Origin of the sequence: Winogradskyella algicola (assembly GCF_005869935.1) — a bacterium.
GTDB lineage: Bacteria > Bacteroidota > Bacteroidia > Flavobacteriales > Flavobacteriaceae > Winogradskyella > Winogradskyella algicola.
Window position 1 is genome coordinate 85,488 of sequence record NZ_SZQF01000006.1, and the last position, 21,411, is coordinate 106,898.

Consider the following 21,411-nt stretch of genomic DNA (forward strand, 5'->3'; position numbering starts at 1 on the left):
ATTATGACAACAAGACAACGCAATATTAGCAACCTCATTGATTTATGGAAAAATGCTACACAGCCATTTAACACCTATAATGAAGATGAATTTATAGGCCATTGCTTTATTAGTAACTCTCAATGGCCCAATAAGATTTGGTTAAAAGAAACTCATAACATTAGCATCCTAAACGATATTAGCTTATTATTAAAATCAGGACTGGATAACCTTACCTTTTCCTATTTCGATAAGGATTCGGACAAGGTGAACCTAATTTTTGATTATTATGGATTTGATCAAGTCTCTTCTCAACATGGTATGTCTTTGGCCTTAAAAGAACTTCCCTCATTTAAAACAAAAACGTCTTTGAAATTTGAATTAGTAACCGATTCAAATAAGTCTGAGATATGGAGTAAGACTTTTGAAATGAGCTTTGGTTATAAAATATCCGAAGAAACGATAAACAAGACATTTCAAAAAATTAATTACTACAATATTTACTTTAATGATGAGATCGCTGGAACTGTAATCTGCCACAAAACACTAACAACATTAGGCATACATAGTTTAGGCATAACACCAACAATGCGAGGCAAAGGCTTAGCCACACAAATTATGTACAATATTCTCAATGAAGCCAAAGTAAATGGCTCAGAACTTGCCACTTTACAAGCCTCTCAAATGGCAAAATCCATGTACGAAAAGATGGGATTTAAAACGGATTTTTTAATGCGGAATTATAAACTTAAAACAATATAAAATGAATTTATTAGAACATTTACAATGGCGTTACGCCACCAAAAAATTTGATCCTATTAAAAAAGTATCTTCAAATGATCTTGAAAAGATCAAACAAGCCATTCAACTTTCTGTATCTTCTTACGGTTTACAACTGTATAAAGTTTTGATTATTGAAAACCCTGAAATTAGAGAAAAATTAAAGCCAGTTTCTTGGAATCAAAGTCAGATTACAAATGCTTCGCATCTGATAGTATTTTGTAACTACACAGATGCTACACCACAAGCTATTGATGATTTCATAAAACAAACAGCAGTTACTCGAAATCTTGACTTAGAACGTCTAAACGGTTATGGTGATTTCATAAAGTCTAAACTCAACGAAAAATCAGATACAGAAAAAACTAACTGGTTAAAATCACAAACGTATTTAGCACTTGGAAACCTTTTAAATGCTTGTGCAGAATTAAAGATTGATGCATGCCCTATGGAAGGTTTTGAACCTGAAGCATACAACCAAATACTTGGGTTGGATGATAAAGGCTTGAATGCTGCCGTTATTGCTCCTATTGGTTACAGGCATCATGAGGACGGTACAGCAGAATTACCCAAAGTAAGAAAGCCTATTAAGGAACTTTTTGAAATTGTTTAGCTTATTTAGATTTTTGCTCTAAGGGTTTAATCATGATGGTTATGCCCTTTTTTTGTTTCGTATTATAATGAAGTAAATTGACTAGCGAATTTCTAATAACTAACTTACAGGATCTGCACTAACTTTTGTTTTATGTTTATACTTTCGTTTTATCAATAAACTGCTGTTAACCATAATCTTTATAAGCAAATATTTAGTCTATTTTGAATCGAAAAGTATTTTAGCATCTACCCAATACACCTCTCCTTTTTCAACACCAGCCCATCCCTTTCTGTTAGGGTTGTTATATCTTCTGGAATAGATAAAGTATTTTTCGTCAGAAGACATATAAGGACAATAATAACGCCAATTACTCTCGTATTTTAATGGTACCTCTTTTGGTTTTGTCCATTTACCATTTTCATAAAAGGTTATTTGAAATTTACCATTTCCATTGGTAATGGCATACCTTTCATCTGGTGAAACATAGGTTATTAGTTCTTTGTTCTCACTTTTAATATTTATGATAACTGGTGTTTCAAATTTTCCATTTCCCAAATATTGCGCACGATACGTCTGCATTCCTCCTTTATTATTTGGTCTGTTTGAACGAAAATATAAACTCCCATCAGCCGTAACAACAGGATAGGTTTCAAAATATTCCGTAGAAACAGAAAAATCTACTTTAGAAGCTAATTGCCATTTGCCATTCACTTTTTCAGTCTTATAAATGTCTGGTGGTATCGTGTAAAGTTCTTCTCTAGTAACATCATTATTATAAAGCTTAGGGTCAACACCTAGAAAATACATCGTCTTTCCGTCTTTGGTAATTGTAGGGTCACATGCAACTGAAACTAAAACATTATCTCCATACATTTTAATGGGTTTAATATCAGACCACTTGCCATTAATGAATTCAGAATGATGAATAACAAAGCTACTGTCCACAATTCTTGAGAAGAACATTTCTGTGTTATCATTATTAAAAACCATATTCAATTCAACATTTTCAGTATTAACAATTTCTGGTGCAAATAACTCAGGAACTGTAGAAGGAGGATCTTGGTCAAAATATGAAGTAGTACTGTTTTTACAACTAAAAAAGGTTACCGTGATCAATAAAATCAATAAATGTTTATTCATTACTTTTTAATATTTGCTAATGTTCAGTGTATGGTAAGTAACTATAGTTTTAACTTAATATCCAATCCGAAATCATTTCTAAAAATCCTTCAACAAACGCCTTATCCAGGTTTGCATATTCTTCTCTTTGACCTGTAATTGCCTTTTGAAAAAAATGATTAGCATGATTAAAAGTTTTGAATTCATAATTCGATTCTGATTTGAGAAGGGCATTTTCCATTCTATCCTTATTTTGGTGTATAGGAACTTGAAAATCTAAACCACCAAATAGACTTAATACAGGAATATCTAATTGTTCTAAATCTTTGGAAGGATCATAATATAGAAACGATGTTAACGATGGTAAACCATAAATGATTTTAAACTCGTTGGCTTTGTCCGTAGCTTTTTGCCTTATTTTTAATGAGTCCTCTACTCTTTCTAAACTCATTTTATATAAAATAGATTCGGTTGTTCTTCTAAATAAATGGTATGCTTGGTCTATATTTTCATCATCTTCAATAGCTCTCATTAATTTGTTATGTGCAGCAACATCCGCTTCAATCAATGATTTAGAAATCTCTAACCCATTATATTCCTGTCTAATTTGATAGGTTACTACTTCTACCAAAGGAACTGATGGTGAAGCCATTAAAACTACTTTTTTAACGGACTTATTTTCAACAGCAACTCTTCCTGCTAAGATGCCTCCTTGACTATGCCCAAACAAAATAACACTTTTAAAATGGTGCGTTTTCGAAGATTTAAAGTATTCTATAATTCCTTCTAAATCCTTTGCGTGATCTTCTATTGTACTATTAACAAAGTCTCCCGTACTTGTGCCTACTCCTCTATCGTCATAGCGAAAAGAGGCAATACCTTTTGAAGCCAAATGTTCAGCTATGACCTTAAAAATCTTAAAACCTTCTAACGTTTCATCTCTATCTTGTGGTCCACTTCCTGAACTCATAATGACTAAAGATTTTGTGCTTAGATTGGTTGGGATAAGTAGTGTTCCACCGATTGAAATATCTTCTAACTTAATAACTAAATCAATAGAATTTGAATCTTCATTAATTGTCTTTCCACCTGAATAACAATAAAGTGTCATTATTAGGAATAGCATTAAAATGGGTAAATGTATTCGTGTTCTCATTTTTGATTTATTATCTTCATTTTGTATTAACCTCTTTAAACAAATCATCAATCTTCAATTTAATATCTTCGTTTGGTACTACTTTATAAAACTCTTCAAGCAAGTCTAAAGACGTAGGCTTTTTGGGATATTTGTTATTAGCTAAAAAGCTTCTTAGCGCTTGATTTACTTTATCTTCACCAATTAATTCAGATAATTCTACCATAGCAATAGCACCTTTTGAGTAAGCTATATGTGTAGCACCGTAAGGCACTTTGTATAAAGGTGGATTTCCATAAAGTCCTTTTTCGTTATAATAAATTTGTTGATGTATTTGAACACGTTCCATCATACGTTCTTTTCCATACAGTTTTTTATAAATCATCATTTCGGTGTACATAGCTAAAGACTCCGTAAGCATTGAAGCCCCTTCCCTTTCATCTGGGTTTATTTGGCTATTTCCCCACCATATGTGAGATAATTCATGACCTGCTAATTCATTGATAACATCTTTGCTTGGGTCACTATCTATATTAGCATGAAAAATCATGTTTTCGGTCATGAAAATAGTGGCTGGATATGCTGTGGCAGCGAATCCGCTCGTAAAAGACGATACCTCAACAAAGCTTATTTTTTCAAATGGGTAAACATTAAAATTATCGATACAATAATCTAAGCTCATTATAGCATTTTTTAGTAGTCGGTCTACATTTTCAAAATGCAAGTCATGATAAAGCACTTCAATCTCAATATTACGATGCGTTCTAGATTGCTTTTGGTAATTAGCAGATGCTACAGCAAACCGAAATGGAATGCCATCAGCTTTGTATTGTTTAAATGTTCTATCGTTTTCAGTCCACGTTTTAATGGTATTACCTATTCCAATAGGCGTTTGATTGCTTTCCGTAGACACTACTAAATCTAAATTGATAAAGTCATTTTCAAAAACTTCTGGTGCTTCAAGTTTCTTTAAAGTTGTTGGATTACCAAGTTCGTAGGCTTCTCGTTTTTGCTCATCTTCTATCTCATTATCTGATCGGTATCCTAACGAAGGATAATAATTACTAATCCTCATAAACGAACCATTATTAACGATAGCATTAAACGATTGATGTCCATTAACAGCATACCATTTGTATGATAAATTAAACTTTAGAATTGCTGTATCACTTGGTAATAAAGGTTTATTAAGTTCAATCTCTGACACAAGCTTACCGATTGAAATCTCTTTATTCTGTATTCGAAGTGTTGCATGCTCTATTTTTAAATCAGAATGAAAATTCAATAAAATCATATGTATCGGTTCATCTGATAGATTTTGAATTCTATACTTGCCTTGAATCTCATAAGCATTTTCAGAAGGGTGCAAATCTATTTTTGTGTCTACATCTGTAATTGTAGGTTGAGTTAAATTTTGATAATGACGAAAACTCTTTTCGTAATTAACAGCTTCTACAAGTTGGGCATCTTCATTTTTTGGTGTATAACCCTTCATAAAATTGAAGCCTGTAAAAATGCTCAACGCTAAGAAAATAATGACAATAAATGTTTTGATTTTAATCCATTGTTTTGATTTCAAATACGAATTAAAAATCCACAATAATCCTAAAAGACAAATTCCAAAAAGGGATCTATTTACAAAAGCTGATAGATATGCTCCATAACCATTTAAGTCACTAAACACACCCTTAAATCCTGAAAAAATATGTAATAATGGATAAGGCAACAACATATTTATTAATGGTGTTGTAAACACTACAACTGCTAAGATTGAAACACCTAAGGCTACATATTTACTATTGATGATACTATTGATGAGAAGTAGCGATGTACCAAAAAGGAAAAGCGGAATTGTATTGAATATGATAACTCCAAAATAAGCCAACCAATCAATTTGTGAATATCCATAACCTATTTGAAATACTAATGCCAGTACTATAAGCAATGTAGTTAATAATACCAACAACATAGCCAATGACATTAAGTGGCCCTTCAGTTTTGCTTTTGAAAAAAATGCACTGTCTTCAATTAAGTAAAAATTGGCAGAACTACTTCTCCAATACATATCATTAATGAAATACACCAAAACGAATGCTCCTAACAAATGGAAACTTTGAGAAATAGAAGTCGCTAAAAGCCCTGAACTGGCATAATAATTTGGTAAACGTATGCCCTTATCGATATCTGAATACATCTCCATACCAACGAAAAACACCAATAGCATGGAAACAGCAACTATAGTTACGCTTTTAAAAAGGTAAATGAGATCAACCTTTGTAAAGGAAATAATTGAATTTAGTTCTGACTTAAAACCAAAATTTAGAACAGGTGTCTTCACTTTCGCTAATCTTACTATTGCTGCTTTAACTTTATGCTGTTTGCGCTTCGATTCCTTTTTACTTTTCGTTTTATTGAACACATAAAAGCGATAAGAAATCACCAAAAATAACAATGACAAGACCACATAAACTATACGATTGATAGCCAAAAAGCCTTTCAATGGCACGATGAGCTGATTTTTTTCAGTAACACTTAAGTCTCTGGCTTCAAAAAAATAGGCAGACGTACCAAAAGGGTCTAACAATGATGATAATTGCTGTACTTCAATAGATTGCGGAATGCTTCCTGCCATAAATGGCGAATTAGAAAACACCAATAACACCATGTAAAGCACATACAAAAGTAATCCTCCAATGACCACTAATAACTTCTTGCGTGTCTTATAGGCAATCATAAACAAGACACTACAGACGAAAAAGCAATTTAAAACGCCAAAAATTAAAAAAGGATAGAGATACGACCAAAGACTAAATCCAAACTGCATTTCGCTACCTGTTCGTATGTTTTGACCAATGACGAAGCCAATAATTAAGATTAAAAAGCTTAAAAATGTTTTTAACGTAAAGCCTGAAAACTTCCCTATTAAATAGTGTTTAAGGGAAATAGGATATGAGAATAACATAATATCAAATTTTGTATCCCATTCCTTAAACAGAATCTCTAAGGCGAATAAAATAGCCAAAAATATCATGGATAGACTCAACAAAGCCATCATAAAGCCAATGGTGTAAGGGGAATTAAGATAAATTCCTTCACCAGCAGATAGGTTAAACTTATAACCACAAAACCATCCTATAACCAGTAATATAACACTTGTTAATCCTAAAACATAACGATTACCACTATGCTTTAATTGAAATTGAAGTATAGCATTCATAATTAACTGTTTTGAGAAAGCACATTAAAGTAAACGTGCTCTAATATTGGATTAACTGCTGAAAACCCTTCAGGTTGTGAAGGTGCAACTACTGTAATTTGAAGTTGACGCTCTATAAGTTGCTGACTGATAACATTAAGGTCTGATTGGTACATTTCCAAGTCTTCATTAGCAATACTTTTTGACCAGATTTTACCTTCTAGTTCTGTGATTAATTCTTTGGGCTTTCCTGTTTTAAGAATTCGACCTCTATTCATGACAGTCATTTCAGAACACAAGTTTTTCACATCTTCAACTAAATGAGTAGATAAAATCACAACAACTTCACTACTAATATCACTTAGAAGTGTATTAAACCGATTACGCTCTTCTGGATCCAGTCCTGCTGCTGGCTCGTCTACAATGATGATTTTTGGGTCGCCAAGTAAAGCTTGGGCAACACCAAAACGTTGTTTCATACCACCCGAAAACATGTATACCTCTTTATCTCTAAAATCCCAAAGGTTCACCTTTTCCAACAAATATTGAATCTGTTTTTGACGTTCAGCCGTGTTATTAATCCCTTTTAAAATGGCTATATGATTTAATAAATCATAAGCATTTACTTTAGGGTAAACTCCAAAGTCCTGTGGTAAGAAGCCTAAATTTTTTTTAATATAATCTGAGTCTTCTACAACATCAATGTCATTAAACGCAATGGAACCTGAAGTTGGCTTCTGCAGGCCTACTATTGTTTTCATTAACGATGATTTACCAGCGCCATTCGGTCCTAACAAACCAAACATACCGTTTTTTATTTCTAAAGAAATACCATTAATGGCGTTGTAACCATTTTTGTATGTTAGATTTAGATTATTGATTTTTAATGTGTTCATAATGTTCATTTTTTGATTGATTGAAGATGAGATTAAAATTTATTCATCATAGCTATTCAGTATTTGATTCTAACCAGTCATACTTTCTATAAGGAAAATAAAATCCTGACCTCTCTGCTATTTTATAAGCGTTATTCATAACCTCTAAAATGGATTTTTCATTTTTGTTTTTTCCTGAATTCATACGGCAAAAATTATTGCTAACTCTTTTCATTATTTTTTATGATAACACAAGCTATTTCTCTAACTAAAACAGTTGGCGAATTACAATCACAATTACTAAACCCAACAACATAAATGTCTAAATCTGGTACATACACAGCCATAGATTTAAATCCAAATATGCTTCCTCCATGTTCTCTCGTTTTTACTGAATTTAACTCTTTCAAATGCCAACCATAACCATAATTGATTTTTGTACCATCATCTAGTGAATGGTTTTTAAATACTAGTTCTTTGGTTTTTTGTGAGATTAGAATATTGTTATTGATGGCTTGCTGCCATAACAACATGTCATCTACAGTAGACATTAAGGCACCCGAAGCATAAGGGATTGTGAAACTTACACCAAACTTATTTTTATACTCCTTACCACCATGATATCCATAAGCTCGATTTTTGATTATCTTTCTATCATTGGCATAATAAGAATGATTCATACCTACTTTAGCAAATATTTGTTCTTCAATAAAACTCTTATAGTCTTGATTTGACAACAATTCTATGATATAACCAAGAAGCGCATAACCAGAATTATTGTACTTAAACTTTTCGCCAGGTGCAAAATCAATAGGTTCATCTTTAAAAAAATCAACTAACGCTTTTGGTTTTAAATCGCTCTTTGCAATTGACATAATTGACTTCTTTTTTGTAAAATCCTTTATTCCAGAAGTATGAGTCAATAAATGATGAATTGTTATTTTTTCACCATTTGGAAAATCTGGAAGATATTTAGAAATACTGTCAGACACATTTAATTTTCCTTCTTCTTGCAACATCATTATTGCAATAGCAGTAAACTGCTTGGTCATGGAACCTATCTGAAAAATATTTTCAGGGATCATGTCAACATCTAGTTCAATGTTAGACTTACCTATAGCTTTTCTATAAATAGTTTTTCCTTCTTTCGAAACAAGAAAAACACCACCAGGACCATTACTATCATTATAAACTGAAGACACTAGGCTATCTATTTGCTTTTCTAATTTCTGAGAAAAAGAAATTTGAAATAGAAATAAAAGAATTACCAGTAATGATATTGTTTTGGTCAATCGATTTTTCATTTTATACATTTTTATCTTCGACGAGTAATATGATATGTTAGTTACACATCCATCATTTAATGAAGTAACCAAACCCAGCAAGGCACTCAAGTTTAACCATGGTTTTTATTAACTGAGGTAAAATTAAAACAGTTATAAATCTAAAATCTTAAGGTATCTTAAGAAAACTATCTAATATTTTAAATCACTGTAATAACTTGACGAATCTACAGAAGTAAGTCCGTTCAGAAATTGACTTTGGTTAAGAAACTCTTCAACTTAATAAGAAGTACTTTTAATCTAAATCCTAAAAAGTTCATGTAATTTGTTTTCACGTATTGTCAAATTATTTAATTTCGAACAGTAATTAATTCCATTGCAATACTTTAGTTGAAAGCCAATTCAAAATCCATAGCTGTTCTTCCTTTTGTTAATATGAGTAATGCTATTGACAACGACTATTTCTGTGATGGTATTACCGAAGAAATTATAAATGCACTTACCAAAATAAAAGGTCTAAAAGTAATTGCAAGAACATCATCATTTGCTTTTAAAGGAAAGGATATTGATATAAGAGAAATTGGCAAACAATTGGGAGTAAGTACAATTCTTGAAGGGAGTATAAAAAAGTCTCAAGATAACATTAGAATAACCGCACAATTAATTGACGTTAAAGACGGTATTCATTATTGGTCCAAAAAATATGACAGAAAATTAGTAAATATCTTTGATTTAGAAGATGAAATTAGCCTAGCTATTGCAAATGAAGTAAGAAACAATTTTGGACATTTTGAAGTACAAGACCATTTAATTAAGCAACCAACAAACAGTATTGATGCTTATCAATTGTTTTTAAAAGGACGTTCTTTACAATTACAATGGACACCAGAAAGTATAAAAAAGGCTATTTCCTTTTACGACAAAGCTATTGCCCTAGATAAAAATTATGCAAAAGCCTATTATGCCAATTTGCAATGCTATGGCTTATTAGCAATGTGGGCTTATATGCCATATCAAGAAGCTATGGATTTAGCCATAAGCAATCTATTAATTGCCAAAGAAATAGACACTACTTTACCCGAATATCCGCACTCTTTTGTGGGCAAGTTTTTTTGGGGCGAATGGGATTTTAAAAACACATACATCCATATAAAAAAAGTTTTAGCAATAAATCCAAACCATATAGATGGCTTAGAAGCTATGGCAGAATTAAGTATCTCACTTGGTTTTTTTGACAATGCGCTGTTATATGCCAACAAACTGCTAGAGATAGATCCGCTTTCTGCAAATAATCACTACACCTTAGCGCATATTTTTTACTATCAACGTAAATTTCATAAAGCTTTAGAAAGCATAAATTACGCATTAATTCTTAATCCACATTTAGAATTAGCACATCACCTAAAATGTTTCTGTCTAATATGGCTTAATGAGGCTGAGCAGTTTAAAACATTTATTCAGAATACATCATTACAAGAAGAAAAAAACATGCTGTTTAATCTTATTAATAAAAAAGATGCAGTAATAACAAATGAAGCCATCCCAAAATGGTCTAGAGGAGGTAATGAAGCTACAATGCTAGTGCCATATGACGTGTTTATTCTAAGCAACTCAGATCATAAAGAACTTGGATTTTCGAGATTAAAAGAAATGGTTAGTCAAAGACGTGGACAAATTATTAACTACAGACAAGAACCTTTTTTACAACCCTTACATAGCATAAATGGGTTCTCAGAATTACATCAGTCTAACTTGTTTATTGACGATATTGAAGTTCCTCAAAAAGAGGAAGAAAAACTAACTTCAAACATTTTAGATAGTCACCAGATAGAAATTCTAAAAAAAGAATTGCTTAACTATTTTGAAGAGGAAGAACCTTATTTAACCCCACAGCTAAGTTTAAAATTTGTTGCTGATGTCTTAGGTTTAAACACCAATAAGATGTCGTATTTAATTAACCAGGCGTTCGATACAAATTTTAATGATTTTATTAATCAATATCGTCTCAAACATTTTAAAACTATAGCTATAGACCCTAAAAACGCGCATTTAACAATTCTTGGTTTGGCCTATGATAGTGGTTTTAACTCTAAAAGTGTTTTTAACACGTACTTTAAAAAAATAGAAGGTACTACACCCAGAGCTTGGATGAAATCTAACTCGTAGTAAATCCTCATTAGTTCGTTTCAGATTATAATTCAGAACGATTGGCGTGACAATCTTGTGAATATTTGCATCATAATCAACAATCAAAAAACGAACAGTTATGACAACTTTACACAAATTTTTAGTGGTATTTACAACAGCTACAGTAATGCTACTTACATCTTGCTCAGAGGATGACGACAACAACACACCAACAATCAACTACACTACTACTGAAAATTTATTGAATGAAATTAATTTTCAAGGGTATGCCATTGTAACCAAAAATGGAAATGATTTGGTACGTCAAGGGTTTGGTTTAGCAAATGAAACCACAACGTTACTACAAGATTACGAACTAGCATACCGAATTGGTTCAGTATCTAAAACGCTTACAGCAGCAGCTATTGTTAAGTTAAACCGTGATGGTTACATTACGAGTTTTAATCAAACTTTGGATGAGTTTGATTCTGAATTTCCAAATGGTGATCAAATAACAATCGCACATTTATTATCGCATCAATCAGGTATTCCAGATTATCAATTTATAGTTGAAGAAGTCTTCGAACAAGGGGAAATTCTGGATGAAGAAGACATTTATGAAGTTATTACGTATTTGATTTCTGAAAACGGTCTCAACTTTGCGCCAGGCGTAAGTAAACAATACAGCAATTCAAATTACCTTATCGCAGCTTTATTAATTCAGGAATTAACTCAGATGTCTTATCATGATTATATTCAACAAAATATCTTTAACCCTTTGGAAATGAACAGCACATCCAAAGGAACTGATGCTATCAACCCTAATACGCATGCTGAAGGTTACAAGAATGGCAACGCAAACAGCACTTACCCTATGGCTATTGCTTTTGGAGCAGGAGATTTTAGTAGCACACCAAAAGATATGGAAACTTGGACAAATGCAGTAAAAACGAACTGGTTTTCGGCTACTGAAAAAGACGAAATATTCGCTCAAGATGTACCAAGTGGTTATGTTGACTTTGGTTTAGGTTGGTTTACAACACAAGAAGACAATACAACACTTTATTGGCATGGTGGCGATATCAATGGTTACTGGAGTATGATTGGCTTTATACCAGAATACGATGCTACAATTGTACTATTGAGCAATAAGCAAGACGAAACTGGCATACAACGTAATACTATTATTGAACAACTATTAACAAACGAGTTTAACCAATAAATTACATGCATGCAACATACCAACATTTTATTGGCAGGTGCTACAGGCTATTTAGGCAGGCATTTATTAAAGGTTTTAATAGAAAAACAAAACCAGGTGGTTGCTATTGTCCGTAAGCCAAATCAGATAAATAATCCTAATGAAAACTATCTAGAAATTAAACAAGCTGAAGTCACCAAACCAGGAACTCTGAGAGATATTTGCAAAGGTATAGATACGGTCATTTCAACCGTTGGTATTACGAGGCAAAAGGATGGTTTAACTTATATGGATGTCGATTATCAAGCGAATATGAATTTACTTACTGAAGCCAAAAAAAGCGGTGTAAATCATTTTGTTTACGTCTCTGCTATTAATGGCGATAAACATCGACATTTGAAAATTTTTGAAGCAAAAGAGAAGTTTGTTGACGCTTTAAAAACATCAGGATTAAATTATACCATTATTAGACCCAACGGTTTTTTCTCGGATATGAAAGACTTTTTGCAAATGGCAAAATCTGGTCGTGTGTATCTATTTGGATCAGGCAATCAAAGATTCAACCCAATTCACGGAGAGGATTTAGCAAAAGCTATTGTAGATAACTTAGAAGATTACAACAACGAATTAACCGTTGGAGGTCCTGATATATTAAGCTTAAATGATATTAGTAAACTCGCGCTGACTTCATTAAACAAGCCTATAAAAATAGCGCATTTACCAGATTGTTTAAGACGATTTACCATTTGGATTTTAAGAACATTTACCAGCGTTAAAACCTATGGTCCTGTTGAATTTTTCCTGACCTTAACGGCAGACGATAATATAGCACCAACCTATGGTAAACACCATTTAAAAGACTATTTTAGAGAAGAAGCCAATACACTAGAGATATGAACATTCCAGATCCAAATACCGTTTTTCCGTTAGCTAATTATGATAAGTTGTGTTTTTTGAAAAACTACATTAACAATCCTAATATTGAGGTTGGTGACTACACCTATTATGACGATTTTGAAGATGTTTCTAATTTTGAGAAAAACGTCAAATATCATTTTGATTTTATAGGTGATAAACTCATCATTGGTAAGTTTTGCATGATTGCATCTGGTGCAACCTTTATCATGAATGGTGGTAATCATTTAACCGAAGCCACATCAGCCTATCCGTTCGCCATATTTGGTGGTGCGTGGCAACATGCAATGGACGGCAAAACCTATCCAACCAAAGGTAATACCGTAATTGGTAATGACGTGTGGATTGGTCACGATGCTACCATTATGCCTGGTGTAACCATTGGTGATGGCGCAATAATAGCAACAAAAGCAGTTGTTACAAAAAACGTAGAACCCTATACTATTGTTGGCGGTAATCCTGCTGAACCCATTAAAAAGCGTTTTTCTGAAGATATCATTTCTAAATTATTAGAACTTAAATGGTGGGATTGGGATATTAAAAAAATCACAAAAACTGTAGATAAACTCACATCGCATCCCGAACAGTTGCTTTAAGATTATACTTAAGACCTAATAAGAGAGGTTGTCTAAAAAGTGTGAAATCTATCATTCTGAATTTATTTCAGAATCTCAAATACTTGATTTCCCAAACACATTAGAATTTGAAACATGTTCAGATTGACATCAATGTGATTTTTTTGACAACCTCTTTTTTTATTCAAACACTTCAAATTCAATAGTAAGTGCTGAATTTCAAAAAGGTTTGAAATCATAATTCAGGACGATTGGCATTCACTTCTTTAACATCTTTGTATCATCAAATAATCAATCAAAAAACGAACAATTTAAACATCAATCACAATGAAAAAATTAATAATTATTTGTTTAACATTATTCACAATTCACGGTTTTGCTCAACAAATTTCAAAACAAGAAAAACACAATAACTCAGATTTAAAATACAGAGTTAGTTTTCCGGCAATTATTTTAGGAAATATTGGAAAAGGTGGAGAAAGAACTAACACACAACACATTGAATTACATGTTAAACGAGAGCTTGACGCCAAAAACATTGTTGGTGTAAAATTTGCCACTTGGCGCTTGTTTCAACCTATGGGCATTCAATGGTGGGATGGACTTACGGACAAAATAGATTCTGAAACCGAATTTTATCCTGGTTATTTACGCGAAACAGGTGTTGGTATCTCCTATCAGCGCATGCTTTGGAAAGGACTATTTGCTTCGGTTGAAGTTTTACCGTTGTATAAAACCTATCTAGATCTTGATGAAAAGAAAATAGCCAATGGTTTTAAACTTTACAACTCATATCATATTGGTTATCATTTTGCTTTTGGTAAAAAGAAACAGTTTTTTATAGAACCACAATTTCATTGTAATGTTTGGCATTTTGATACCAATACGCCAGATTCATTTAAGCAACTTGACAATAAATGGGATTCTTATTTCCTATTTGAACCCAACCTTTATATTGGTATAAAATTTTAACTTATAAAACTATATTAAAATTCTAAAACTAACATTATGAAACATCTATTTCTAAGTTTAATATTTTTAGTTGGATTATCAGTTATTGCTCAGCAAACAACAGAAACAACAATTAAACAACGATTTAAAACCGAATTAGAAAAGGAAAATATAAAAAGTGGAATACTACACGTGTATTCTGAATCTCGTGGCATTAACATTCAGATAGCGGAAAGTAAAGAAGATTCTATTTCAATAAATCATCCATTTTATACAGCTAGCATTACCAAAATGTTTACCGCAACAGCAATTGGTGTTTTAAAAGATCAGAATAAATTAAATTTTGAAGACAAAATCGGTCAATACTTACCAGATTCATTAGTAAATAATCTTCATGTATTGAATGGTAAAGACTATTCAAAAGGTTTAACCATTGCACATTTATTACAACACACCTCTGGTTTACCTGATTATTTTACAGATAAAACTAACGACGGAAGTCCAAATATCATTAATCAGCTATTGGTGAATCCTAATAAAACGTGGTCTGCAGAAGAACTGATTCAGTTTTCAAAAGAAAAGATGACACCATATTTTGTTCCTGGTGAAGGTTATCATTACACTGACACAGAGTATGTACTTTTAGCCTTAATTATTGAAAACGTCAGTGGTTTATCGTTAGATGAATTCTTGATGCAACATATTTTTCAACCTCTAAAAATGAACAGTTCATACATTAACTTAAAATCTAAAGCTATAAATAACAAACTACCTATTGTTAAGTTTTATGCAAGTCAATATGAATTATCATCTCTTAAAAGCTTAAGTGCAGATTGGGGAGGAGGTGGTTTAGTCTCAACAACTCAAGATTTAATTGCATTTTTAAAAGCCTACAATACAGATAAAGTATTAAGAAAAGGAACGCGTGTAGCCATGCAAAATTGGATAAATGAAACAAAAGGTATGGATTACGGCTCTGGGATAAGAAAAGTTTCTTTAGGCCAACTAACAGATACAGATAGTGATTTACAACTCATTGGTCATTCAGGTGCTACAGCTTCCTTTTTATGGTACTGCCCACAATTAGATACTTATATTTCTGGCACATTAAACCAATTAGAGGCTTCTAAAAACGCAATGATTTTGGTTTATGATATACTAATGGCAATTCAAAGTTATTAATATATCATTTGTAAAAATTCATATTTCAGACTAATTCACTTAAATCTAGTAATTATAGTTGCAAAAACCTTAAAATCACTAATTATTCTATAACCTAGCTTTATAGTATTTGATGTTTAAAAAAGCATTTCATCGATTTTTTTTGCGTTTTATGGATTTTTTTAAAATAAAATTCTATATTGGCCCCATTAATTCGTTTAACCCCAAATCAAATGAAAAAAATTACTTTAGTTCTTATTTGGACTTTATTTTCAACCGCTCTATTCTCTCAAAACCGCCCTTCTGGTAAAAGAATTGTCATACAGGCACCAACTCACGATCAAATACATGTTTTAAAAAATGCTGGTGTTGATTTATCATGTGGATCTAACTTTTCGAATAACAACCTTATTCTTGAAGTATCTGATAGCTTCATTGATATACTAGACGCTGAGAATTTAAATTATACTGTTTTAATTGATGATTTAACCGCTCATTTTGAAAATGTAACTTTAACAGAATTACCTGCAGCAAAACTTGAGCTAGATCAAAAAAAGCAGATGAGCTTAGCTAATAGATCTTTGAGTATCTCTTCTGCTACCGTTGATAATTTAGTGCAATATGAAGGATGTTCTGAAATTGATTGGGACACTTCTGTTCCTGCAAATTTCAACCTTGGTAGTATGGCTGGGTGTTTAACCTATAGTGAGGTACTTGCAGAATTAGATCAAATGCGTGCGCTCTATCCAAACCTAATATCAGTAAAGGCACCTATATCCACAAATCCTGCCCACAGAACACATGGTAACTCTTTTACAAATGGTGGACAATATGCTACTTGGGCTGGGCAAGATGTTTTATATGTTAGGATATCTGACAACCCAGATACTGATGAAACCAGTGAGCCAGAGTCATTATATACAGGAATGACACATTCTCGAGAAGTCAGTAGTATGATGAACTTAATGTATTACATGTGGTATATTCTCGAGAACTACGATTCTGACCCAGGAATTAAAAACTTAGTAGATAATCACGAAATGTATTTTATACCTGTTGCAAACCCAGATGGTTTAATGTGGAATGAGCAAATTGCTCCTTCAGGAGGTGGACTTCAAAGAAAGAATTTAGGTCCATATAATACAGGAAACAATAATGCCAGAGGTGTAGATCTTAATAGAAACTACGACTATTTTTGGGGTTCTAATCCAATATATGGAGGTTCTTCTGGTACAACTTCTAATCAAACATACAGAGGGCCAACTGCTTTTTCTGAGCCAGAAACACAAGGTATAGAAGCATTCGTTAGCTCAAGAAATTTTATCACGGCAATGAATCATCATGCAACCTCTAACTTAATTCCACATGCCTATAATGGGTATCCTGGAGCACCATCTTCTGGAAGAGAAGATGACTTTCATAAGTTTTGTCATGATATGACACGTTTTAATCGATATATATATGGTGAGGCTCCAGATATATTAACAATCGCTAATGGTGATATGAGTGACTGGATGCTAGGTGGTGTTGCAGACGTAAACGGCTCTACTGGTTCAGGTGAACAGATTCTAGCCTTAGCACCAGAGAATGGAGCTTGGGATGGCAGTGAAGGCGGTTTTTGGCCTAACCCTTCCGATATTGTAGATATTGCACAACGTGCCATGCGTATGAATTTTATGAATGCTTATTATAGTGGTAAATTTGCCCAGTTCCACGATTTAAATAGCTCTGACATAAATACTACTTCAGGAAATTTAAAATTTGGAATTGAATATCTTGGACAAACCTTAGGAAATATCACTTTAGATGTAAGTGCTGTTTCAAGTAATATTTTATCAATTACTCCTCCTGCAACCCAAACAGGATGGACTAAATTAGAGCAACGCGAAGTTTTTGCTTCCTTTTCTCTAGATCCATCGATACAACCAGATGATAAAATTGAATTTCAAATTACATTGAGTAACGATGATGGTTATGTGATGTATCAAACCAATGTAGTAAAATCTTACAATCCTACCATCCTTTTTGATGATGATGCAGACAACAATGGTTTGGCCAATTGGAATAACGGTGGTGGTACATGGAATACAACAACTGATGCTTACTCTGGTTCTACCGCAATAACAGATAGTCCTTCTGGATCTTACGGTAACAACACAGTTCAAACCTTAACACTTAGAAATTCTGCTGCAGTAGATTTAAGTACATCAGAAACTGCTGTGGTTCAATTCTATGCTAAATGGGATCTTGAGCGTAATTTTGATTTTGTACAATTTCAAGCATCTACAGATGGTAGCAACTGGGTTGAGTTGTGTGGAAAATATACAAAACCTGGTTCTTATTATTTAACAACTAGATACAGTAGTGGAAACAGTTCTGACACAGGACCTGGTAAAGTCACCTCGGATTTAAATCATCAACCCGATGGCGAAGCAATATATGATGGTGATACGCAAGATAAATGGGTTATGGAAGAATTCTTAATCGATGCTTCTAATAACGCGTTTCTACTTGGCGAAGGAAACGTTAGATTTAGGTTTGTATTAGACTCAGACTCATCAAATAGAACTGACGGTTACTCTACAACTTTTGATGGATTTTCATTTGATGAATTTAAGGTAATCGATATTAAATTGCCATGTGAGCTAATAACACCTTCAAATTTATCAGCTTCAACGATTACATCTTCAAGTGCACAACTAGATTGGGATGAAGTCACATCTGCAACTTACGATTTAAGATATAGAGAAACAGGAACATCGACATGGACTGAAGTTTTGGATATAAACGTTGAAACCTACAATATCATAGGCTTATCAGAACTAACACAATATGAAGTACAAGTAAGAACCAAATGTACAGCTGCAACATCCGCTTATTCAGGTTCTGAAGTATTTACAACACTTGAATTTATACCTTGTACAGGTGTACCTATAACATCATTCCCGTATTTAGAAACTTTTGATGCAGATTTAGGTGATTGGACACAAGATTCTGGCGATGACGGGAATTGGTTACTCGATGATAATGGAACTCCATCTGGTGGATCTGGCACTGGACCATCTGATGACATAACTGGTGGTGGACAATATCTGTATATTGAGGCATCTACCAATGGTACACCAGGGGAAATTGGTGGTAATGCAACTGCTATTGTAACCAGCCCTTGCTTTGTACTAAGTGATCCAAACTACAATATATTTTCATTCTATTACCATATGTATGGTGCCAACACAGGATCATTAAACGTAGAAATCTCTAACGATAACGGTAGTAATTGGGCAAATGTATTTTCTCAAAGTGGTGATCAAGGAGACCAGTGGTATAACCAATTAATAGATTTATCGGATTACATTGGAGATACTGTAAAGCTAAGGTTCATAGGAACTACAGGGGGAGGTTTTGCTAGTGATATTGCCATTGATCAAATAAGTATAATTGATACTCCTGCAACATACTGCGCCTCTGAAGCTAATAATGATACCAATCAACTAGGTATAGGAAATGTTCAATTTAACACTATAAACAACCCTTCTGGTATTGCCGTGTATTCAGATTTTACAAACACATCGACTACAGTAGCAAAAGGCACAAACTATTCTATTTCAATAACACCTAGTTACAACGGTGTGGGCACAAATAATGCTGTTGGTTACCGTGTTTGGATAGATTTCAATAGGGATGGTGATTTTACCGATAGTGGTGAAGAAGTGTTCTCGCAAAACCCAATTACAGGTGGTGGAACAGTAAATGGTACGGTTACAATTCCTTCAAATATTGTTAATGGTACTACAAGAATGCGTGTATCTATGAGTTTTAGCCAACTCCCAGATCCATGTACAAATTTTAACTTTGGTGAAGTCGAAGATTATTCAGTTTATCTTTTCGATGGATTATTATATCAAAATGGCACATGGGAACCAAGCGCTCCAAATAGTTCATCATTCTCTGAAAACATCATGGTTGACAACGGTACGTACAATGCTAACACAGATATCGCTGTAAACTGGATAATAGTTAACAGTGGTGCCGAATTAAACTTGAATAAAGCAAACGCCATTACTGTTTCAGGAAATATAATTAATAACGGAGATTTTATCTTAAATTCTGACTCTAATGAATTTTCAAGTCTGCTATTGTCAGGTAACGTAACAGGAGATCTAAAATACAATAGACATGTAAACTCAGTTTCTAACAGAAATGACTTAATTGCTCCGCCATTTAGTGGTGAGACGTTTGTAGATTTCGTTTCTAACAACTCAAACATTGTATCTAATACTGGTGAAACACTATATCTGTTTGGTCCTTTTGACAAAACAACGAGTGACTATTTGACGTATTCTAATACAGAAATTAGTATCCTAAATGCCGGTAAAGGATATAAGGCTGCTTCTACAGACAACAGTACCTTTACGTTTACAGGAGCACCGACCACAGGTAATTTGAACGTCCCTATCCTTAAGACAGGTACGGCTTACGAAATTTGGAATTTAATTGGTAACCCATATCCTTCCTATATTAGGTTAGAAGATTTCCTAACTGCAAATGTATCTCAGTTAGATCCTTCAACTGCTGCAGTTTACGGTTATGATGCGGATAACTCTAATGGCAGTTATTGGACAATTTGGAACTTTGCTTATGCCATTGCAAATCCAAATACTTTGATTGCACCAGGACAAGGTTTCTTTGTATCTTCAAAAGATGGTGGTGGTACTATATCATTTGTGCCGTCAATGCAAACTGCTGGTAACTCTGATGATTTCATCTCAGGTAGAAATAATAGTGCTGTTGAATTTGGAAGTATTGTATTAAATTCTGTCGATCAAAGCTTTAAAACTGATTTGTATTTTACGGATAATGCTTCTTTAGGTTTGGACGTTGGCTATGATGCTAGTCATTTTGATGGTGCAACATCTGAGTTTGCTATCTACTCTGAATTAGTTGCGGATAATACAGGAAACGATATGGCAATACAAGCTATAAACTTCAATGATATTAACAATAATACTATTATTCCTATTGGAGTTAACGCCAATCAAGGTGAGCAAGTTACAATTAGTCTAACAGATTCAAATATAAATACTAACATATACCTTGAAGATGTTATTACAAATACATTTACACTTTTAAATACATCTGAGTACACATTTACTCCTTCATCTGATATTACGGGCACTGGAAGGTTTTATTTAAGGTTTGATACACCTTCATTATCTAATAACGAGTCAAACCTAGATACTTTGCAAGTATATAGTGATTACAACAAGCAAGAGATTGTTATTAAAGGGTTACTAAAATCAGACACAGAAATAGTTATCTATGATATGCAAGGTAGACAAGTAACAAATGAGACATTTAATAACGGAAGTACAATTAATAGATTAAACACGAAAAGTTATAGTTCTGGAGTTTACTTGATTAAGATTTCAGATAAGAATTTGAGTATTTCTAAAAAAGTAATTATTAAATAGAACGTTTTTATAATATCATTTAAGCCGAAGAAAATTTTCTTCGGCTTT

General features: G+C 33.0%; 14 protein-coding genes. 9 read left to right on the forward strand and 5 right to left on the reverse strand.

Annotation, left to right across the window (positions count from 1 at the left end; all coding sequences use genetic code 11):
* Window positions 1-3 precede the first annotated feature (3 nt).
* On the forward strand, window positions 4-741 hold the full coding sequence (locus FC091_RS10440; protein WP_138434219.1) for a GNAT family N-acetyltransferase: 738 nt from the start codon (window positions 4-6) through the stop codon (window positions 739-741).
* A 1-nt stretch (window position 742) separates the two neighbouring features.
* Window positions 743-1,372, forward strand: coding sequence for an NAD(P)H-dependent oxidoreductase (locus FC091_RS10445; protein WP_138434220.1), 630 nt, complete (start codon window positions 743-745; stop codon window positions 1,370-1,372).
* A gap of 198 nt (window positions 1,373-1,570) precedes the next feature.
* Here FC091_RS10445 and FC091_RS10450 read toward each other — a convergent pair whose 3' ends face one another.
* The 5 genes from FC091_RS10450 to FC091_RS10470 all read right to left on the reverse strand — a co-directional run bounded on the left by FC091_RS10450 (window position 1,571) and on the right by FC091_RS10470 (window position 8,983).
* The gene (locus FC091_RS10450) at window positions 1,571-2,494 is read right to left on the reverse strand and encodes a PD40 domain-containing protein (protein WP_138434221.1); all 924 of its coding nucleotides are present in this window, start codon (window positions 2,492-2,494) and stop codon (window positions 1,571-1,573) included.
* Window positions 2,495-2,543: 49 nt separating this feature from the next.
* Entirely contained in the window at window positions 2,544-3,629 is a 1,086-nt protein-coding gene (locus FC091_RS10455) for an alpha/beta hydrolase family protein (RefSeq protein WP_138434222.1), read from the reverse strand.
* Window positions 3,630-3,645: 16 nt separating this feature from the next.
* Complete coding sequence (locus FC091_RS10460; protein ID WP_246035876.1) at window positions 3,646-6,825, reverse strand: M1 family aminopeptidase; 3,180 nt, start codon at window positions 6,823-6,825, stop codon at window positions 3,646-3,648.
* Between the two features lie 2 nt (window positions 6,826-6,827).
* Window positions 6,828-7,700 carry an ABC transporter ATP-binding protein gene (locus FC091_RS10465; RefSeq protein WP_138434223.1) on the reverse strand — a complete coding sequence of 291 codons (873 nt, stop codon included), beginning with the start codon at window positions 7,698-7,700 and terminating at the stop codon, window positions 6,828-6,830.
* Between the two features lie 200 nt (window positions 7,701-7,900).
* Entirely contained in the window at window positions 7,901-8,983 is a 1,083-nt protein-coding gene (locus tag FC091_RS10470; RefSeq protein ID WP_138434224.1) for a serine hydrolase domain-containing protein, read from the reverse strand.
* 369 nt (window positions 8,984-9,352) lie between these two features.
* Here FC091_RS10470 and FC091_RS10475 point away from each other — a divergent pair, with 369 nt between their 5' ends.
* The 7 genes from FC091_RS10475 to FC091_RS10505 all read left to right on the forward strand — a co-directional run bounded on the left by FC091_RS10475 (window position 9,353) and on the right by FC091_RS10505 (window position 21,363).
* Complete coding sequence (locus tag FC091_RS10475) at window positions 9,353-11,128, forward strand: helix-turn-helix domain-containing protein (RefSeq protein WP_138434225.1); 1,776 nt, start codon at window positions 9,353-9,355, stop codon at window positions 11,126-11,128.
* A gap of 100 nt (window positions 11,129-11,228) precedes the next feature.
* Entirely contained in the window at window positions 11,229-12,311 is a 1,083-nt protein-coding gene (locus FC091_RS10480) for a serine hydrolase domain-containing protein (protein WP_138434226.1), read from the forward strand.
* A gap of 9 nt (window positions 12,312-12,320) precedes the next feature.
* Window positions 12,321-13,187, forward strand: coding sequence for an SDR family oxidoreductase (locus tag FC091_RS10485; RefSeq protein WP_138434227.1), 867 nt, complete (start codon window positions 12,321-12,323; stop codon window positions 13,185-13,187).
* Entirely contained in the window at window positions 13,184-13,801 is a 618-nt protein-coding gene (locus FC091_RS10490; RefSeq protein ID WP_138434228.1) for a CatB-related O-acetyltransferase, read from the forward strand. The genes FC091_RS10485 and FC091_RS10490 overlap by 4 nt, the downstream gene beginning before the upstream one ends.
* A 306-nt stretch (window positions 13,802-14,107) precedes the next feature.
* Window positions 14,108-14,752: a hypothetical protein gene (locus tag FC091_RS10495; protein ID WP_138434229.1), complete on the forward strand. Its 645-nt coding sequence runs from the start codon at window positions 14,108-14,110 to the stop codon at window positions 14,750-14,752.
* Window positions 14,753-14,788: 36 nt separating this feature from the next.
* The gene (locus tag FC091_RS10500) at window positions 14,789-15,913 is read left to right on the forward strand and encodes a serine hydrolase domain-containing protein (RefSeq protein WP_138434230.1); all 1,125 of its coding nucleotides are present in this window, start codon (window positions 14,789-14,791) and stop codon (window positions 15,911-15,913) included.
* A 212-nt stretch (window positions 15,914-16,125) separates the two neighbouring features.
* Entirely contained in the window at window positions 16,126-21,363 is a 5,238-nt protein-coding gene (locus FC091_RS10505; RefSeq protein ID WP_138434231.1) for a M14 family zinc carboxypeptidase, read from the forward strand.
* The last annotated feature ends 48 nt before the right edge of the window (window positions 21,364-21,411 follow it).